The organism is Myxococcales bacterium (assembly GCA_016716835.1).
Classification (GTDB): domain Bacteria; phylum Myxococcota_A; class Polyangia; order Haliangiales; family Haliangiaceae; genus JADJUW01.
The window spans coordinates 12,599-29,653 of the sequence record JADJUW010000003.1; the positions used below are offsets into that span (position 1 = coordinate 12,599).

Consider the following 17,055-nt stretch of genomic DNA (forward strand, 5'->3'; position numbering starts at 1 on the left):
ACGTGCTAACAGTCACTGTCACGCCCTGACAGCGGCTAACAGCCAAAAATTTCCGCGAAGACCAGGGCGCGGACTAGCGCCCACATTGACTTGCGTGGCTATTGCAGCGCGCAGCCGGCAACAAACGTCTTGGTATTGTCGGTTGCGGTTTCGTCGCGCTCGATGATCAAGATCAGGTTGTGGTCGGTGTCGCTGCATTTTGCGGGGTCGGCCTCAAGCTTCCAACAGTTGTTGGTAACGCTCGCCGAGCATTGCGGGAGAATTTCTTCCGATTGATCCGCCTCGCCGTAGTTGGTGACCACCGAGACTTGGCAGTCTGGCTGCAGGCCAGCGGTGTTGACGTCGGCGTCCTTGAGATTTCCTTGGATGCAGGGATTCCCGACCACCTCTTTGAGCAAGTTGGCGATTTGCGTTAGCGCCGGGGTTAAGTCACCCGCGCAAATGCTTTGCGACGAGCTGCGGTTTGGATAGTTGTCGAGCAAGGCCTTGAGGCGCACCGCGGGGCGCGCAATCGTGCTTTCGCCTTCGGGGGTTCAGAGTGGATCCGGCGCGCCTGGCTGGACGCAAGACGGCGCCAACGTGACAGGGGACTTTTCCGCGGTCCACGCCGTAGGTTTTTGGATGACGCTGACGTTGTCGACGTCGGTATCGCCTTGAATCGACGCGACGATGAGCTGGCTCTTGCGCTTCACCGTCTCGAGGGCGTCGACGATGGTGCCGAGCTTCATCGTGTACGGGCTGTCGTTGTCGATTTGGCAGTCGCGACGAACGCCCGCGAGGCGTTCATTGCTTGGCGCGTCGCCATCGCATTGCACGCCGTATTCCCAGCAGCGAAATGAGGACAGCTGCCCGAGTTCGCCGGTGGAGTTGCCGTAGTTGACATACAGGCCGTTGTTGCCAATTTCGCCCGAGCAGTCGTCTTCGTCGGTTAGGAAAATCACGGCCAAGAAGGCATCGTCGCGAATAAAGCCTGGGTTGGAATTTGGCCCGATGGCATCGATGACAGACTGAAAATGCTGCTCGAAACCGCAACCGGTGGTGCCGATGGCGGCATAATCTGAAAACGCCTCGGCTAGGCTGCCGTAGCCTTCGCCCGACCAGCTGTTGGTACGGGTCTGCGAATTCTCAGGCAAGATGTCGGAGATGTACGATGACTTGCCCGCGGGCGCGATGAGCGTGCCGCCGCCGCCGCCGCAACCGCTAAGGCCGATGTTGCGACCATTGGTCGAAACGACGCCCATATGAACATTGGGCAGGCCGCCTTCGATCGATTCGAGGACCGAAATGAAGGCAGGAAAATTGGCGATCAGCGCGGCTTGCTCGCCATCCATCGATTTGGAGTTGTCGACGACCCACAAGATGTCGATGTTGCGATTGAGCTCGACCGGAATGCGCTTGACTTCGACCTTATCTTGGACCGGTGGGACCTCGGCGATGTCGCGATTGGGGCAGCCCATAAGGGCGCCGGTCAGCGTAACGGCGAGGCCGGCGCCAAGCGTAAGCGCGGGACGATTTGTGCGGCAGGGGCGTGACTTCATGACCAATCTCCTTGGGGCGAGCACTATGCGACGAAACGATACTCTACAGCAACTCCTGTGACGCGGGGCGTGCGGAATCGCATAGAACGATCAGGCGAGGGGGCTTCGTGCCAAAATCGCACGCATTTCGTAGAGCTTTAAGGTCGAATTAAAATATCGCAATACTTATGTAAGTGCCCGTAAAAACAAAGAAAGTAGTGGGTAATTCGTGCATTGCAAATGGGCGTGTTACCATTTTTTGGTGGACAAACTGGGACGTCTACAGCTGCGCCGAGTCGCAGATGTATTTTCATCGCAATCGCCGATTCTCTGGAGAATTTGGCCGTTGCGGGCGAAATGGCGTGCGCCGGCTAAGATTGAGTTTTGCCAAGAAGTTGCGCCTACTGCAACGCCGACCCTACCATGTAGGCAAAGGTAACCAAGAGTAGGTCAACGGGGGAATCATGGCCAAGAACTGTATCGGACTCGACATAGGCTCAAACAGCGTTAAAGCGGTGCAAGTCAAGAAGACTCGCAGCGGGTATGCGCTGCAGGCATTTGGCATGCAACCGCTGCTGCCGCAGACCATCGTCGACGGCACGATCATGGATCAAGGCGCTGTTATCGACGCCATCCGCGCGCTGTGGGATCGGCTCAAGCTGCGGCAAAAAGAGGTCGCCATCGCCATCGCCGGCCACTCGGTCATCATCAAGAAGATCGCGGTGCCCGCGATGCGCGTCGACGACATCGACGAGCAAATCAAGTTCGAGGCCGAGCACCATATCCCATTCTCCAAGGACGACGTCGAGATTGACTACCATCTCATCAATCCACTCAATTCCAGCGGCCAGACCGAGCTGCTGCTCGTGGCTGCCAAAAAAGAAGTCGTGGCCGACTATGCGCAGGTGGTGCGCGACGCCGGGCTGATTCCGCTCGTCGTTGACGTCGCGGCCTTCGCCAGCCAGAACGCCTTTGAGGCTAACTACCAGCTCGATCCGCGCGAGACCATCGTGCTCATCAATGTCGGCGCCTCGATCTCGAACATCAACATCGTCCGCGCTGGCACCAGCTTGTTTACGCGCGACGTGACCATTGGCGGCAATGCCTTTACCGAAGAAATCCAGAAGCAACTCGGCGTCAGCGTCGACGAAGCTGAGGCCTATAAGGTGGGCGCCTATGCCGAGGGCAGCGCCTCGCCTGGCGACATCGAGCGCGTGCTCGAGAGCGTCGCCGAAGTCATGGCGGGTGAGTTTCAGCGCTCGCTCGATTTTTTCTTGGCGACGGCTTCTGACGCCAACGTAACCCGCATCTGCCTGGGCGGCGGCTCGGTCAAGGTCGCATCATTGATGCGCGCCATCGAGAAGCGTTCGCGGCTCACCGTCGAGCTCATCGACCCGTGGAAACGCGTCGAAATCGATTCATCGCTTGACCGCAACTACCTGCAGGCTCACGGCCCCGAGGCCTTGATTGGCCTTGGCCTCGCGATGCGTGCGCCCAACGATAAGTACTAGGAGGACCACCATGATTCGCATTAACCTCCTCTCACAAAAACGCGTTCGCAAGCCCGCCAGCGGCGGGCAGAAGCAGATCGTCATCGGCTTTGCCGCGCTGGTTGGCGTCCTCGTTGTCGCGTACGCGATTTCGTACCGCCCGGCGCAGAGCGACCTTGCGACGCTTGAAGAAAACAAGGGCAAGCTCGAGGCCGACAACGGCCAGAAGCGCGGCCGGCTGGCCAATTTTCAGCAAGAAAAAGACGCCGTCGCTGAGATCGAAAAGCGCGCCGCTTCGATCGAGCTGCTCGCGAATGCGCGCTCAGCGCCGGCAAACTTTATGCACGAACTAAGCGAGATTCTCACGCCGGGCCGCCAGCCGACCATGGACAAGCGCACGGCGAAGCTGGTGTCAGAGGGCGATCCGAATCGCTCATTTTCGCTGGACTGGGATCCCAAGCACGTGTGGATCGAATCGTTTGAAGAGACCAAGGGCAAGTTCAAGCTCAATGGCTTTGCGCAATCCAAGCCTGACGTAACGCAGTTCGAGAAGCGCCTGCAGGCGTCGCTCTACTTCTATGACGTCGAGCGCGAGAATGACGAGCGCGTCTCCGCTGGCGCCACGGGCATCTCGTATTACAAGTTCTCGCTGATCGGAAAGGTGGTGTACTAATGGCCTCGTTAAATGCCGCCATCAATGAGTTTGCCCGCCGCCCGCCGCAATTCAAGGTGGCCGTTTTCGGCGGCCTCGCGGTGGTGCTCGGGCTGCTGTACTGGCAATTCTTGCTGTCACCGATCAACGTCAAGCGCGACGAAACGCGCAGCGCCATCTCATCGCTGGAAGGCGAGCGCGACAAGCTGACCGCGCAGGAAAAAGAATATCGCGAGCTGCTCGACAAGCGCGAACGGCTTGAGCGCGTCACCAAAACCATCGAGCGCGTGCTGCCGACCGACGCCGAATTGCCGGCGTTTTTTGAGATGCTCGACCGCCGCTTTAGCGAGGCCGGCGTCGAGGCACGCAAGGTGACCCGCAAGCCCGAGGTGGCCGTCGACAGCTTTATCAAGGTGCCGGTGGAAATCGAAATCACGGGTACGTACCTGCAAATCAAGCGCTTCTTTGCGTCGCTGGTCGCGGGCAAGCCGGTTGGCGACGAGGGGGCCGACGCCACCGAGGCTGCGCTCGAACAAGATCGCATAATTACGGTAGAGGACTTCTCGCTCAGGCGGGCGACCAGTGACAAGCGCGCCGATGGTGCGGAGCTCTTGGTGGCTAAGTTTACGGCGGCGACGTTTCGGCAGGAGGGTCGCATTGCGCCGGCCACCGCCGCGCCAGCGGCAGCCGGTGGTGCCAAGCCCTCGCCGACGCCGGCCACTAACCCGGTGAGCAAGGCCAAGGCGGATACGACCAAGGCCATGGGCAAATCTGAGACGCGCGCCGCGGGGACACCCGCCGCAGGTGGCTCGGGAAAGGCAGGTAACTAGCCGTGAAACCTAACGACAACACCTTGCGAAATGGGCGGCGGAGCGGGCCATTGGCGCTGCTTTGCGCCTTTTCGCTCAGCGCCTGTGGCGATGATGAGGGCGGCTCGGCGCCACCACCACCGGCAGCCGTGGGACGCGGCGGGACCGCCGCCAAGCCTGCGGCCGCTGCTACCAAGAGTGGCGAATCGCTCGATACGTACCGAAAAATCGAGATGCTGGTCGATGGCGACGAGGCAAAAACGATTCGCCATCAATTCAAGGAGCGCGATTTCAGCAGCGATCCAAACCTGGAAAACCGCGATCCGTACCGCTCGTTCGTGGGTGGTGGCATCGGCGAAGGCGCCGGCAGCCAAGCCCAGCTGCGCGACACCGAGCAGTGCCGCAAGGACCGCCAAATCGCGACGAATTTTGGCGTGCGCGATCTGCGCTTGTCGGCAATCTTGGCAGCGGGCACGCAGCGCCATGCGATGTTTCAAGATTCTACCGACTACGGCCACTTCGTTATGCGCGGCGACTGCGTCGGCAAGGAAAAGGCGCGCGTCGTCGAGGTAGGCGCCGGCTTTGTCCGCTTTGAGTTTCTTCCCGAGGTGGCGCCCGGTCAGCCTCCGCGCGCGTCGGAAACCTTTGACGTCCAGCTCTTTCCGGACGAGGTCCAGACCAATGTCACCGAAGGCGGTGGCCTATGACGGCAAAAAGTTTGTCCGCTTCGCGTGGTCACGCGACAATATTTTCAAACAACACGATGCAGGCCGCAGAGATAACAGGAGTTGGTATGCGCACATTAAATTCGCGAAGCACCGCAACACGGCGAATCGCCTGGCAAATCCTGGCGCTGGCATGGGGCTTGATGTTGCCGCTGGCGTCGGCTGTGGCCGACGTGCGCAACACAGTCGGCGCGCTCGCGGTGCAGGCGGGCGATACCCCGGCGGCGACGAAGGTCACCATCGGCGGCTCGCGCAGCGCCACCTTTAATGTGTATCGCCTCGAACGGCCCAATCGCGTCGTCATCGACGTCTCGGGCGCAACCTTGGCGGCGTCCGTGGGGGGCCAAGAACAGGCCACGACCCTGACGTCTTCAACGTGGGCGGTGAGCCAGGTTAGCGCACAACAACTTGCCGACAATGGCTCGCTGGTCCGCGTCGTTGTGACCATGGCGCGACCAGGCACCTACGATGTGAAGGCGGTCGGCAATGATATCCACGTCACCGTGACCTCGCGCGACGCGCCTCCAAAAGGCACGAGCGATGGCGCGGAAGTCGTCAAGGCCAAGGCTGCGGTCGCGCAGGCCCAGGCCGATACGGCCGTCGCCAAGCAAGAAGCCGAGACGGCGCGGGGCGAGGCCCAGGCGGCGAAGGCTGCCGCTGAGGCCGCCGTGAAACAATCCAAGGCCGAGCTCGCGCGCGCCGAAAAAGCCCTGAAGGCTAGCAAGACGACGGGCGCGTCCAAGCTGCAGCGCGATGACGCCGCCGTCGCCGTCGCCGAAGCCAAAGCCCAAAAAGATCGAGCCGACGCCGCGCTCGCCGAATCAAAGGCGGCGATGGCGCAGGCCCAGGCCAAGACCGATGAAGCCACCAAGTACCGTCGCGACGCCGCCCTGGCCTATGCCCGGGCGGAAAAGCAATCGCTCGAGGCATCTGCGCTGCGCGGCGAGGTCGAGCAGGCCAAGCGCGACGCCGAGGTTGCACGCGCCGAGGCGACGAAGGCCAAAGAACAAGCCGCCAAGGCACGCTCCGACGCCCAGCTTGCTTCGACGCAGGCCAAGTCCGCCAAGGGAGAGGCCGAGCATTCTAAGCGCCAAGCCGAGGCCGCCACGTCGGCCGCCGCGCAAGCCAAGCGCGAAGCCGAGGCGGCAAAATTGGCCGCCGTCAAAGCGACGGAAGAGGCGAAGATCGCCAAGGCCGCGGCCATCACGAAGAGCTATGAACAGGGCGTGCTCACGTTGGCCTCTGCGCCAGCGAGCGGTGCCGCCGCCGCGCCGCGCATGGCGAGCGTGCCTCGCCCATTGGTATCTAGCTTCGGCGCGACGGCCGCGCCGATCACGCAAACGTCAGTGTCACAAACCGCGAGCAAGCGACGCGTGTATCGCGGCCAAACGGTTAACCTTAACGTTAAGGAAGCGCCGATCCATGACTTGCTGCGGCTCTTGGCCGACGTCGGCCGCGTCAACATGGTGGTGCCAGACGACATCAGCTACAAGATCACCGTCAAGATGAACAAGGTGCCGTGGGACCAGGCGCTGGAGGTAATCTTGTCATCTAAGGGCCTTTGGTATCGCCGTGAGGGCAACCTGATGCGCATTGATGAGCGCAAGAAGCTCGACGATGAAGATCGCCAGGAGGCCGAGCGCATCGCCGCGGCGGTGGCGCAGGAAGCCCCCGAGCCACAAATTCTCATCCTCAACTACGCGGATGCCTCAGGAACAAAGACGCGGCTTGAATCATTGCTGTCACCTAAGGGCCGCATCGAGATCGATGATCGCACCAACTCGCTGGTGGTGACCGATATCAGGGCGCATCGCCGCCGCATCGAATCGCTGGCGCGACGGCTCGACACGCAAACGCCTCAGATCTCAATTGAGGCGCGAATCGTCGAAGCCCGCTCCAGCTTTTCACGAGAATTCGGCATTCAGTGGGGTGGCGGGCGCGCCGTCAACCAAGGCCTCTCGGTCCTCGGCGGCGCCGCCGACGACGCGCCGACGCTTGGTCTAAACACCGACGTCGCCGATCCCAACTACGCGGTCAATCTTCCCGCCGCGAGCAACGCCGGCATTGGCTTCACGCTGCCGAAGGTGTTTGGCATCGATCTCTCGCTGCGCCTCTCGGCGGCAGAAGAAAACGGTATCGCGCGCGTGATTTCAGCGCCGAAGGTAACGACGATAAACAACTCGGCCGCCTCCATCGCCGAAGGCGTGCAGATTCCGGTGCAGGTCGTCTCTGCCAGCGGCACCAGACGCAATTCGTCCCGGCCGAGCTAAATCTCTCCGTCACGCCTTATGTCTCGCAGCAAGATTGCGCGGTCGCGCTCGACGTCAGCGTCACCAAGAACGAGCCCGACTTCTCGCAAACCGGCGCCCGCGGTGACCCGACTATCCGCAGCAAAGAAGTCAAGACCAAGGTGCTCGTCGCCGACGGCGAGACGTCGGTAATCGGTGGCATCTACACGCGCAACACCGGCACGAGCTGGAAAAAGGTGCCGTTCTTCTCGAATATTCCAATCATTGGCTGGCTGTTTAAGAGTCGCCGAACCACCGACAGCCGTTCTGAATTGCTCATCTTTATCACGCCGAAGATCACCAACCGCGCCGCGCTAAACTGCGAAGCGGCGCCGCGGGAATAAGCGGCGCGTGGCGTGATGAGGCGCCCGATTTTCATCATCGGTTTCATGGCGGCGGGTAAGTCCACCGTTGGGCCGCTTGCCGCGGCCGCGTTGGGGCGTCGTTTTCTCGATCTCGACGACGAAATCGCCGCACGGCACGGCGTCGTTGTAGCCGAGCTGGTAGGCAAGGACGAGGCTGCCTTTCGCCACCTTGAGGCCGCCACCCTGCGCGCGTTGATCGCGGAGGCCGCCTCGGCAGCCGCCAGCGCGCCGGGTGCCGTCATTGCCACCGGGGGCGGCGCTGCGTGTTTTGCCGACAACATGGCCGTGATGCGCGCGGCGGGGCTCGTCGTCAATCTTGCCGTCGACGTCGCCACCGCCGCGACGCGCGCCGCGGGCTCGGGCCAGGCGAGGCCGATGCTTGGCGATCACGCCCACGCAAGCGCGTTGCACCGCGCGCGCGATCATCATTATCGCGAGGCTCATGCCAGCATAGCGACCGACGAGCTTGCGCCCACAGAGGTGGCTCGCCGGTTGGTCGAAATCGCTCAGCAAGCCGAGGCGCTTGGCGACCTGGCAACCACGGCGTTCGTTGCTACCGCAACGACGTATCCCGTCGTCGTGGGGTCGCAGGCGTGGCCGCTGCTCGCGGAGGCGGTGCGGCAAGCCGCCGGCGCCAGCGGGGTTTATGTCGGCATCGACGCCAATGTCGCCATGCTTCATCGCGTCGCCATTGAGTCGCACCTGCGGCGCCAGGACGGCGGCGCGGCCAGAATGCACGAAATGCTAGCCGGCGAGGCGAGCAAATCGCTGGCCGCCTATGAGCAAGTCACCGCTGCCTTTTTGCAGGGTGGCGTCGATCGTCACGCGCATCTCATCGCGGTAGGTGGCGGCGCGGCAAGCGATGCCCTGGGTTTTGCGGCGGCAACGATCATGCGTGGCGTCGCGTGGTCGGTCGTGCCGACGACGTTGCTGGCGATGGTTGATGCCGCGATTGGCGGCAAGACGGCGCTTGATACCGCGCGCGGCAAGAATACGCTCGGCGCCTTTTGGCAACCTCGCGGCGTGTGGGCTGGTCTTGACGTGCTCGGCACGCTGCCGGCGCGGGAGCGACGCAGCGCATTTGGCGAGCTGATCAAATACGCGCTGCTCGACGGCGAGTCAATGTGGCAGCTCGTGGACGCGCACGCGGCGTGGGCCAAGGTGGGCGGCCCCGTGCCGACAACGTTGGCCGAGGTCATCTACCGCGCGGCGCGGTTCAAGTGCCATATCGTAAGCGTCGATGAACGCGAGACGAAGCAAACCCGCGTGCTGCTCAACCTTGGACACCCCCTTGGCCATGCCATTGAGCACGCCACCCCTGCCATGCCGCATGGCGAGGCGGTGGGGCTCGGCCTGCTCGCCGCGGCGCGCGTGTCTGAGGCGCTCGGGTTGGCACCTGCCGAACTGGCGCCCCGGATCAAGGGTTTGCTCGCGGCGTGCGGGCTGTCACACGAACTCACGCCACACCTTACGTCCCAGGTGCTCGGGTATATAAGTAGCGACAAAAAGCGGCGCGGCGCGACGCTTGAATTTGTCGCGATGCGCGATGTGGGCGACTGTACGGCGGTCAACCTGACGATCAGCGACTTTGACCGGATTTTGCGCGGGCTCACCAACTAGTGTTAGAATTATTTCGTTATCGCGAGGACATTATGAACCAAAAGCTTTCAGCGGCGTGTTTTCTAGGCGCGATGAGCGCGATCATCACGGCGTGTGGCGATGGCACGCCCAACCTGCGCATTGGCAACGTGGTGTCGCGCAGCGGCGACGCGTGCACCGATTTCTCAGATGATGTCGTCTGGGGCAAGGGAACGTTTGATGTCTACGGCTATCAGTATTTCGGTGAGAATTCGCAATTTAGGTATGCGCCACCAATTAGCGTGTTCTACGAGCCCGTCGCCACCGGCACCGGGAACGACTCGCCAGATGTCTACCTTAACGGCGTAAACGTGCGTCTCACCTCGCTTACCGATGGCGTTTCGATCGGCGCCGATGAGGCGGAGTTTTCATCGCAATTTCGCGCGTACTACGAAGGCGACACCTTCTTTGTCTCGCCGACCATGATTCCGTCCTCCGTCGGGGCGGCCCTGAGCGAACAGATTGACGTGGGTGAGCTCGCGACCCTTAAGGTCGAGCTTCAGGCTTTTGGCAAAGAAGATGGCGACGACATCGTCTCGCCCTACATTGAATTTTACGTCGACGTCTGCAACGGCTGCTTGACGGTAAATACCGGCATGTGCCTTGATTACGAGGAAGGCGAACCGCAGTGTGACCTTTGGCAAAACCACCAGGTCGAGTGCTGCCAGTGGTCAGACAACACCCAACGGTGTCCGGCGATCACGGAAGTTCCGCCAGAGCTGCCGACGGCCCGCTAGTGCGTGCTAGGATGATGGGCGCTCGTAAAGGAACCCCATGTTCGGCAAAACACTAAAACATATCGTCGACAACGTCGAAGGCGGCATCGGCGCGGTTGTGATGGGGGTTGATGGCATTGCCGTCGAGTCCTATACGCGTCAGCCAACCAAGGGTGATGTGTCGACCATCGGCACCGAGTTTTCTTTCATCGTCTCGCAGGTGCGCAAGGCCGCCGAGGCGCTCGACGTCGGCGAATGCCAAGACATCTCGGTCAAGGCGGAAAACCTGATCTTGGTGATTCGCTTGATCAACGATCAATACTACCTGGCGACCGCGCTCGCGGCGGACGGCAACTTTGGCAAGGCGCGCTTTCTCATGCGCATGGCCGCGGCTGACGTCGTCGCGCAACTCTGAGGCAAGCTATGGCCAAGGCCCGCACGCGATTCGTAGTGCTGCACGGCCCCAATTTGGCGACGCTCGGCACCCGCGAGCCGGCGATTTACGGCACGACGACGCTCGCCCAGATCAATGCCGCCCTGGCCACGCGCGCCAAGGCGCTGGGCGTGGCCGTCGCGTGCGCGCAGAGCAACCACGAAGGCGTGCTCATCGATCGCATCCACGCGGCGCGGCGCAGCGGCGCGAGCGGCTTGCTCATTAACCTAGGGGCGCTGAGTCACACCTCAATCGCCTTGCGCGACGCCATCGTCGCCGCGGCGTTGCCTACGGTCGAGGTGCATTTGTCAAACCTCCACGCGCGCGAGTCGTTCCGCCACGCCTCCGTCACCGGCGCGGTCTGCGCGGGCGTGATTGGCGGATTTGGCGCGCGGAGCTACACGCTTGGCTTGCAGGCGCTTTACGAAATCGTATCGCAGCCCACGACGCCGCCGCGCACTGCCAAAGGTGCGTAGAATATTACGCGCCACGCAAAGTGCGCGTGAGGCGATGCGCGGCGCCGCGCGCGTCGTATACTACCAACTGTTCTATGGCAAAGCCTAAGCGAATCGCGTCAAGCCCGCGTCGGGCGCGACCTCCCGGTGCCCGTCGCTCGACGCGTTCCCGACGTCAAAGTTCTACGGTCGCCAGCCAGCCACCATCGGCGCGCACGGTGGCCATGCCACCCGGTGCTGATGCGCTCTTGGCGTTTGCCGAACGCCTCGCGGTCTTGGCCGAGCGCCAAGGCCTCAGCGAAGCCAGCGTCGACGCGCCCTTTGGCAAGGTCTCGTTGCGACGTGGCGCGGGCGAGCAAGTTCAGATTGTCGCGCGGCCGCCGGATCGCGGCAGTGAGTTACGTCCGCAAGCCAGCGCGCCGACGGCACCCGTGGTGGCCGAGTCACCAAGCGGTCACGTCGTGACGTCACCGTTTGTCGGCACCTTCTACCGCCGCCCCAACCCAGATGCCGCCAACTATGTCGAGGTTGGCACGCGCGTCGAGGCGGGCCGTGCGCTCTGCATCATTGAGGCGATGAAGCTCATGAACGAGATCGAGGCCGATATCGCGGGCACCGTCGAGGCCGTGCTCGTCGATGACGGCGCGGCGGTCGAGTACGGTCAACCCCTATTTCGTCTGGCTCCGGCGAGTTAGGGACGCGCATGTTTCGCAAAGTGCTCATCGCAAACCGCGGCGAAATTGCCTTGCGCGTGATCCGCGCCGCGCGCGAAATGGGCCTGCAATCCGTTGCGGTTTATTCGACCGCGGACGCGGAATCGTTGCATGTAAAGTTTGCCGACCAAGCGGTGTGCATTGGGCCCGCGCCCGCCAAGGCTAGCTATCTCAACATTCCCGCGATCATCAGCGCCGCGGAGATTACCGGCGCCGATGCGGTTCATCCTGGCTACGGCTTTTTGTCCGAGGATCCACATTTCGCCGATGTCGCGGGGCGCTGCGGCCTGACGTGGATCGGGCCGTCCTCGCAAGCGATCGCGCAGATGGGTGACAAGGTGGCGGCGCGCGCGGCCATGGCCGCCGCGGGCGTGCCAGTGCTCCCGGGCACCGACGTGCTTAGCAGCGAGGCCGAGGTGCTCGCCGCGATCGACGAGATCGGACTGCCGGTGATCATGAAGGCCGCGGCCGGCGGCGGCGGGCGCGGCATGAAGATTGTGCGCGAACGGGCGGCCGCGGTGGGCCAGTGGCAGACCGCGCGCACCGAGGCGCAGGCGGCATTTGGCGACGGCTCCGTGTATCTCGAGCGCTACCTTGAGCGGCCGCGGCACATCGAGGTTCAAATCATTGCCGATACGCACGGCCAGGTCATGGTGCTCGGCGATCGCGATTGTTCGACGCAACGACGCCACCAGAAAGTGATCGAAGAGGCCCCTGGCATCGACATCGCGCCGCAGGTCAAGGCCTCGCTGTTTGCGGCCTCGCGTCGCGCGGCGGAGGCCATTGGCTACGTCAACGCAGGCACGCTCGAGTTTTTGCTCGACGGCGACGGCAGCTTTTATTTCATGGAGATGAACACCCGGTTGCAGGTCGAGCATCCGGTGACGGAGATGGTGTTTGGCATTGATCTCGTCCGCGAGCAGCTGGCGGTTGCGGGCGGGGAACGCCTCACGCTGCCGCAGCGAGCCGCCATGTCACAAGACCCCGAAGACCACCTAACCCCGCGCGGTCATGCGATCGAATTTCGCATCAACGCCGAGGATCCCGAGACCTTTGCGCCATGGCCGGGACGCATTACGGGGCTGCATTTTCCAGGTGGGCTGGGTGTACGCATAGACACACATGTCTATCAGAGCTACGTGGTGCCGCCCAATTACGATTCCCTGCTAGCGAAGGTTATCGTTCATGACCATACACGCGCCGCCGCGGTGGCCCGCGCCAAGCGGGCGCTCGCCGAAGTCGTCATCGAAGGAATTCGCACGAATGTGCCATTTCTGCGCGAGCTGGTCGAATGTCCCGAGTTTGTCGCGGGCGGTTTTGACACTGGCCTCGTCGGCCGCGTGCTGGCGCGCAAAAAGCGCGGGCTTCGGTAACTCCGACAATCCAGCGGAGTGCCGCTTGACCCATTCGCGCCTGGACCGTACCCTAATATATGGGAGAAATTTCACTGTTAGCTAGCAACGCGGGCACTTGCCGCGTTGTCGCCCACCGTTAGTTTTCGCTATGCCAACGCCTCGTACCAAGCCCGCCACGATCGCCGCCAGGCCGCCGAGCCTCGCGGCCTGCGCCGCGCGTTGGCGCGGCCTCGGCGCGCGCGCGCGGAGGCGGTCGCCATGGCGCTAAATAAAGAAAAGGTCATGGAGTCGGCGAGAAAGTTCGCCGAAAAAGGTCAGATCGACAAAGCGATCAAGGAATACCAACGCCTGGTCGAAGAAGACCCCACCGACGTGCGGGTGTGGCTTAAGGTCGGTGATCTCTACGCCAAGCGAGGGAGCAAGGCCGAGGCCGTCGAGGCCTACGAGCGCTCGGCGCGGCTCTATGAAGGCCAAGGGTTCTCGCTCAAGGCGGTTGCCGTCTACAAACAAATTCTCAAGCTCGATCCGGCGCTCATCAAGATCAACCGGCGGCTCGGCGATCTCTATGTGCAGCTCGAGATGAATTCCGAAGCGATGCAACACTATGAGGCGGTAAGCACGCAACTCTTGCGCGATGGGCGCGGGCGTGAGGCGCTTGAGGTCGCTAAGGTCGTGGTCGAGCTCGCGCCGGAAGACATCGCGCCACGCATTAAGCTGGCCGAGCAATATTCCAAAGAGGACCTCGTGGTCGACGCCGTGCGCGAATTTACCGTCGCATGCGAGCAACTTCGCAAGGCCGGTCGCACCGATGACTTTCTCAAGGTGGCGGAGCGCCTGTTGTGGCACCGCCCTGACATGATTGATCTGACGCGCGAGCTAGCCACGCTTTATATGCGTCGCAAAGATCCGCGGCGCGCACTCGCGAAGCTGCAGATCTGTTTTAAGGCAGATCCGCAGGACGTTGCGGTGCTTAACCTGATGGCCGAGGCGTTCGGCGAGAGCGAGCAAGCCCCCAAGGCGGTGCAAGTTCTTAAAGAGCTTGCGCGCATCCATGAACAAAAGGGAGAGCGCGATCTCGCGGTGTCGGCGCATCGCCGCGTGCTGCAATTTGATCCCAACGACGCCGAGGCCAAGGCGTATGCCGGGGCCGCGCGCGCCACCTCCTCGGCAAGGCCGCCGGCGCCGTCGAGCACCAAGCTTGCGTCTATGGCGCCGCCGCCCGAGCCGCCTCCTCGGCTCAATCGGACCGGCGCCGAGTCGCTGACCAAGGACACTAACTTGGTGCCGGAATTTTCCTTGCCGGACTACGACACCAAGACGCGCAGCATGAGCGGGGCCGGCACCACGGGTGCCCCTACCGCGCGCGCGCTGTCTCGGGCTGGCTCGGTTGGCGTCGAGGCGCGCGCGGAATCGGCGAGCGAGACCCACGCCGACCAGCTAAGCAAATTGCTGTCGGAGACCGATGTTTACGTCAAGTACAAGCTGTTTCCCAAGGCCCTGGAGCACTTGCGGCGCGTGTTCTCGCTTGATCCCGAGAACGTCGAAGGTCATGAACGCCTCAAGGACGTCTACCTGGCAACCGGGCGCGAAGACGATGCCTTGGCCGAGTTGCTCAAGCTTGCCGAGATTTTCTCGCCCAGCGATCCCGAGCGCGCCGAGCAGTACCTGCGCGAGCTCCTCACCGTCGATGCGGGGTACCAGGCGGCGCATGATTTGGCGCGGCGGTATCGCCTCGACCTAGCCGACGTCCCTGAGGTCGAGCTCGGCGAGGATAGCGAGTTTGATTTCGATCCCGACGATCTGCATACAGGCACAGTTGATCCCGAGACCGAGGATGTCGGCTTTGAAGAAGTGCTCAGCGCCGACCTCGGTGAGGTGAGCCAGAGCGGCGGTTTGCCGGCCCGCGTGGCGGCGCAAGCCGTGTCCGCCGGTAGCCGCGGGCGCATGGCGATGAGCCCTGCGGAAATCGAACACAGCATCGATCAGCAACTCGAGGCCGCGTCAGATTTTGAGATCGACGAGGTGCCCTTTGATCGCAACGCCGCCAAGGAATTCGACGCCGACCTGACGGCAGATGAGGCTCCGGTCTTTACCAAGGGTCATGACGAGCCGACCAGCACCGGCTCGGAACCGACCGCGCAGGCCGACGCCGCGGCAGGTGGCGCCAGCCTCGAAGATGAGCTCGAAGAGGCCGAGTTCTACGAAGGCCAAGGCCTCCTCGAAGAGGCCACCAATATCATGCGCCGCATAGCCGCGCGGTATCCGCGGCACCCGCTGGTGCGCGCCAAGCTCGAAGAGCTGGGCATCGACTTATCAGCGGCCGGCGCCGCGCAAGGTTCGCCGGCGCCGCAAAAACCACCAGGCCCACCGGCCGCCACGGCATTTACCGCCGCCACGGTCCCCCCGGGGATGTCGCCGCGTGGCCCGGTGCCGTCATTTCCGGCCGCTGGCGGCAAGCCCGCGATCTCGAGCCGTCAAGAAACCGCGACCAAGGTGTCCGGTGCGCCGGCAACTGGTCCGGGCGAATTCACTAAGCCCACGGTGATGTTGCAAAAACCGGTCGAAGACCACGATCTGGATACGCAGTACGATCTGGGCCTAGCCTACAAGGAGATGGGCCTTTACGACGATGCGATTGCCTCGTTTCAAAAAGTTCTGGCGAGCGACTATCGCATCGGCGAATGCATCCTGATGGTCGGCATGTGCCTGCGCCTGCAAGGCCAACATCGGCGCGCCATCGATCAGCTGTCGCGCGGGCTGCGCGAACAGGGCATCTCGAGCAACGAGCAGATGAGCCTGCATTACGAGTTGGCGGTGGCGTATCAAGAGCTTGGCGAAGCCGAGACCGCGGATGCGCTGTTCGCCGAAATCGAAGAGCAGCTGCCCAATTTTGCCGATGTCGCCAAGCGGCGGGCACAATTGCGCGGCGATCGCTCGGCGCAAGGCAAGGGGCGCGCGATGTCTTCGACCGACGACGCCGAGCAGGCCCTCGATAATTTATTTCCCGACGACTAGGAAGCAACTGTGGCCAGCGGAGCCTCAAGAAAAATCGTCTCGTTGCTGGTAAGCCTGATGACGGCGCTGACGACGTTGGCGGCTTCGCAGGCGGCGGCCGAGGTATGGCCGCAACCTGCGGCGGGGCCCTCGGCGAGTGGCGCCCCTGAGGTAATCTTTACCTTTGACGACGGGCCACGCGAGGACACGACGACGCTCATCTTGGATGAGCTGGCGCGGCGCCGGATCCGTGCGGTCTTCTTCTGGGTTGGCTGGCGCGTCCAGGCGCCCTCGCCGGCGCGCCTGGCGGTGGTGCGGCGTGCGGTCGATGAGGGCCATATTATCGCGGGCCATTCGCAGACGCATCCCATGCTGTGCCTGGGCCTGACCGAATCGCAGATTGCCAAGGAAATCGATGATGCCCGGCAGCTGCTGATCAAGCATACTGGCATGCGTATTGACTGGTTTCGCGCGCCTTATGGCACCCGGTGCCCGCTGCTTGAGGCGCTCTTGCTCGAGCGCCGCATGCCCAACATTCATTGGGATATCGACCCGCAGGAATGGCAACCCGGCATGTCGGCAGAGGCCACGGCGCAATTTGTCATCGCCAAGTTGGCGGTGCTGCGAGGCCGGGCGGTGGTCTTGCTGCACGATACCAAGGTCGAATCCGTAAAGGCGCTGCCGATGATCCTCGATTGGATTGAGGCCGAGAATGCACGCCGCCGCGTCATCGGGCAGCGCGGTTTGGTCATCGTGCAGGGCACGGAGCTGGCGTGGGAGCGATCGCGCAGCGGGCTCGGCCAGGTGCTCGCAGATGCCGCGGCGCAGGCGGGGACGGCAAGCGCCGCGATTCTCGCCTCGTTTGCCGCGGCGGCGCCCGCCGCCCCTGATAAAATGCGCTAAGG

Annotated in this window: 16 protein-coding genes; 13 read left to right on the forward strand and 3 right to left on the reverse strand. The window is 62.8% G+C overall.

Features of this window, described 5'->3' with window-relative positions:
• Nucleotides 1-98 precede the first annotated feature (98 nt).
• Together IPL79_18775 and IPL79_18780 are read right to left on the reverse strand one after the other, a co-directional pair.
• Nucleotides 99-497 (reverse strand): hypothetical protein, encoded by a 399-nt coding sequence (locus IPL79_18775; protein ID MBK9073017.1) that lies wholly within the window; start codon nucleotides 495-497, stop codon nucleotides 99-101.
• 36 nt (nucleotides 498-533) lie between these two features.
• Nucleotides 534-1,538 (reverse strand): hypothetical protein, encoded by a 1,005-nt coding sequence (locus tag IPL79_18780; protein MBK9073018.1) that lies wholly within the window; start codon nucleotides 1,536-1,538, stop codon nucleotides 534-536.
• A 443-nt stretch (nucleotides 1,539-1,981) separates the two neighbouring features.
• On the opposite strand from IPL79_18780, the gene pilM reads away from it, so the two are divergent.
• The 5 genes from pilM (at nucleotide 1,982) to IPL79_18805 (ending at nucleotide 7,463) form a co-directional block, all read left to right on the forward strand.
• Nucleotides 1,982-3,028: a type IV pilus assembly protein PilM gene (pilM, locus tag IPL79_18785; protein ID MBK9073019.1), complete on the forward strand. Its 1,047-nt coding sequence runs from the start codon at nucleotides 1,982-1,984 to the stop codon at nucleotides 3,026-3,028.
• Nucleotides 3,029-3,038: 10 nt separating this feature from the next.
• Complete coding sequence (locus IPL79_18790) at nucleotides 3,039-3,680, forward strand: PilN domain-containing protein (protein MBK9073020.1); 642 nt, start codon at nucleotides 3,039-3,041, stop codon at nucleotides 3,678-3,680.
• Nucleotides 3,680-4,489, forward strand: a complete 810-nt coding sequence (gene pilO, locus IPL79_18795; protein ID MBK9073021.1) for a type 4a pilus biogenesis protein PilO — start codon at nucleotides 3,680-3,682, stop codon at nucleotides 4,487-4,489. The genes IPL79_18790 and pilO overlap by 1 nt, the downstream gene beginning before the upstream one ends.
• A gap of 2 nt (nucleotides 4,490-4,491) precedes the next feature.
• Nucleotides 4,492-5,175: a hypothetical protein gene (locus tag IPL79_18800; protein ID MBK9073022.1), complete on the forward strand. Its 684-nt coding sequence runs from the start codon at nucleotides 4,492-4,494 to the stop codon at nucleotides 5,173-5,175.
• Between the two features lie 86 nt (nucleotides 5,176-5,261).
• The gene (locus tag IPL79_18805) at nucleotides 5,262-7,463 is read left to right on the forward strand and encodes an AMIN domain-containing protein (GenBank protein MBK9073023.1); all 2,202 of its coding nucleotides are present in this window, start codon (nucleotides 5,262-5,264) and stop codon (nucleotides 7,461-7,463) included.
• A gap of 181 nt (nucleotides 7,464-7,644) precedes the next feature.
• Here IPL79_18805 and IPL79_18810 read toward each other — a convergent pair whose 3' ends face one another.
• A complete protein-coding gene (locus IPL79_18810) occupies nucleotides 7,645-7,872 on the reverse strand; it encodes a hypothetical protein (protein MBK9073024.1) in 228 nt (75 codons plus the stop codon).
• Between IPL79_18810 and IPL79_18815 the strand changes: the two genes are divergently transcribed.
• The 8 genes from IPL79_18815 (at nucleotide 7,871) to IPL79_18850 (ending at nucleotide 17,053) form a co-directional block, all read left to right on the forward strand.
• A complete protein-coding gene (locus tag IPL79_18815; GenBank protein ID MBK9073025.1) occupies nucleotides 7,871-9,466 on the forward strand; it encodes a bifunctional shikimate kinase/3-dehydroquinate synthase in 1,596 nt (531 codons plus the stop codon). The two genes, IPL79_18810 and IPL79_18815, sit on opposite strands and share 2 nt — an antisense overlap.
• A gap of 32 nt (nucleotides 9,467-9,498) precedes the next feature.
• Nucleotides 9,499-10,221 carry a hypothetical protein gene (locus IPL79_18820; GenBank protein ID MBK9073026.1) on the forward strand — a complete coding sequence of 241 codons (723 nt, stop codon included), beginning with the start codon at nucleotides 9,499-9,501 and terminating at the stop codon, nucleotides 10,219-10,221.
• 37 nt (nucleotides 10,222-10,258) lie between these two features.
• Entirely contained in the window at nucleotides 10,259-10,615 is a 357-nt protein-coding gene (locus IPL79_18825; protein ID MBK9073027.1) for a roadblock/LC7 domain-containing protein, read from the forward strand.
• Between the two features lie 8 nt (nucleotides 10,616-10,623).
• The gene (gene aroQ, locus IPL79_18830) at nucleotides 10,624-11,109 is read left to right on the forward strand and encodes a type II 3-dehydroquinate dehydratase (GenBank protein ID MBK9073028.1); all 486 of its coding nucleotides are present in this window, start codon (nucleotides 10,624-10,626) and stop codon (nucleotides 11,107-11,109) included.
• A gap of 203 nt (nucleotides 11,110-11,312) precedes the next feature.
• Nucleotides 11,313-11,783 (forward strand): acetyl-CoA carboxylase biotin carboxyl carrier protein, encoded by a 471-nt coding sequence (gene accB, locus IPL79_18835; protein MBK9073029.1) that lies wholly within the window; start codon nucleotides 11,313-11,315, stop codon nucleotides 11,781-11,783.
• 8 nt (nucleotides 11,784-11,791) lie between these two features.
• Entirely contained in the window at nucleotides 11,792-13,174 is a 1,383-nt protein-coding gene (locus tag IPL79_18840; protein MBK9073030.1) for an acetyl-CoA carboxylase biotin carboxylase subunit, read from the forward strand.
• Nucleotides 13,175-13,279: 105 nt separating this feature from the next.
• Entirely contained in the window at nucleotides 13,280-16,171 is a 2,892-nt protein-coding gene (locus tag IPL79_18845) for a tetratricopeptide repeat protein (protein MBK9073031.1), read from the forward strand.
• Between the two features lie 9 nt (nucleotides 16,172-16,180).
• Entirely contained in the window at nucleotides 16,181-17,053 is an 873-nt protein-coding gene (locus tag IPL79_18850; protein MBK9073032.1) for a polysaccharide deacetylase family protein, read from the forward strand.
• Nucleotides 17,054-17,055: the final 2 nt, after the last annotated feature.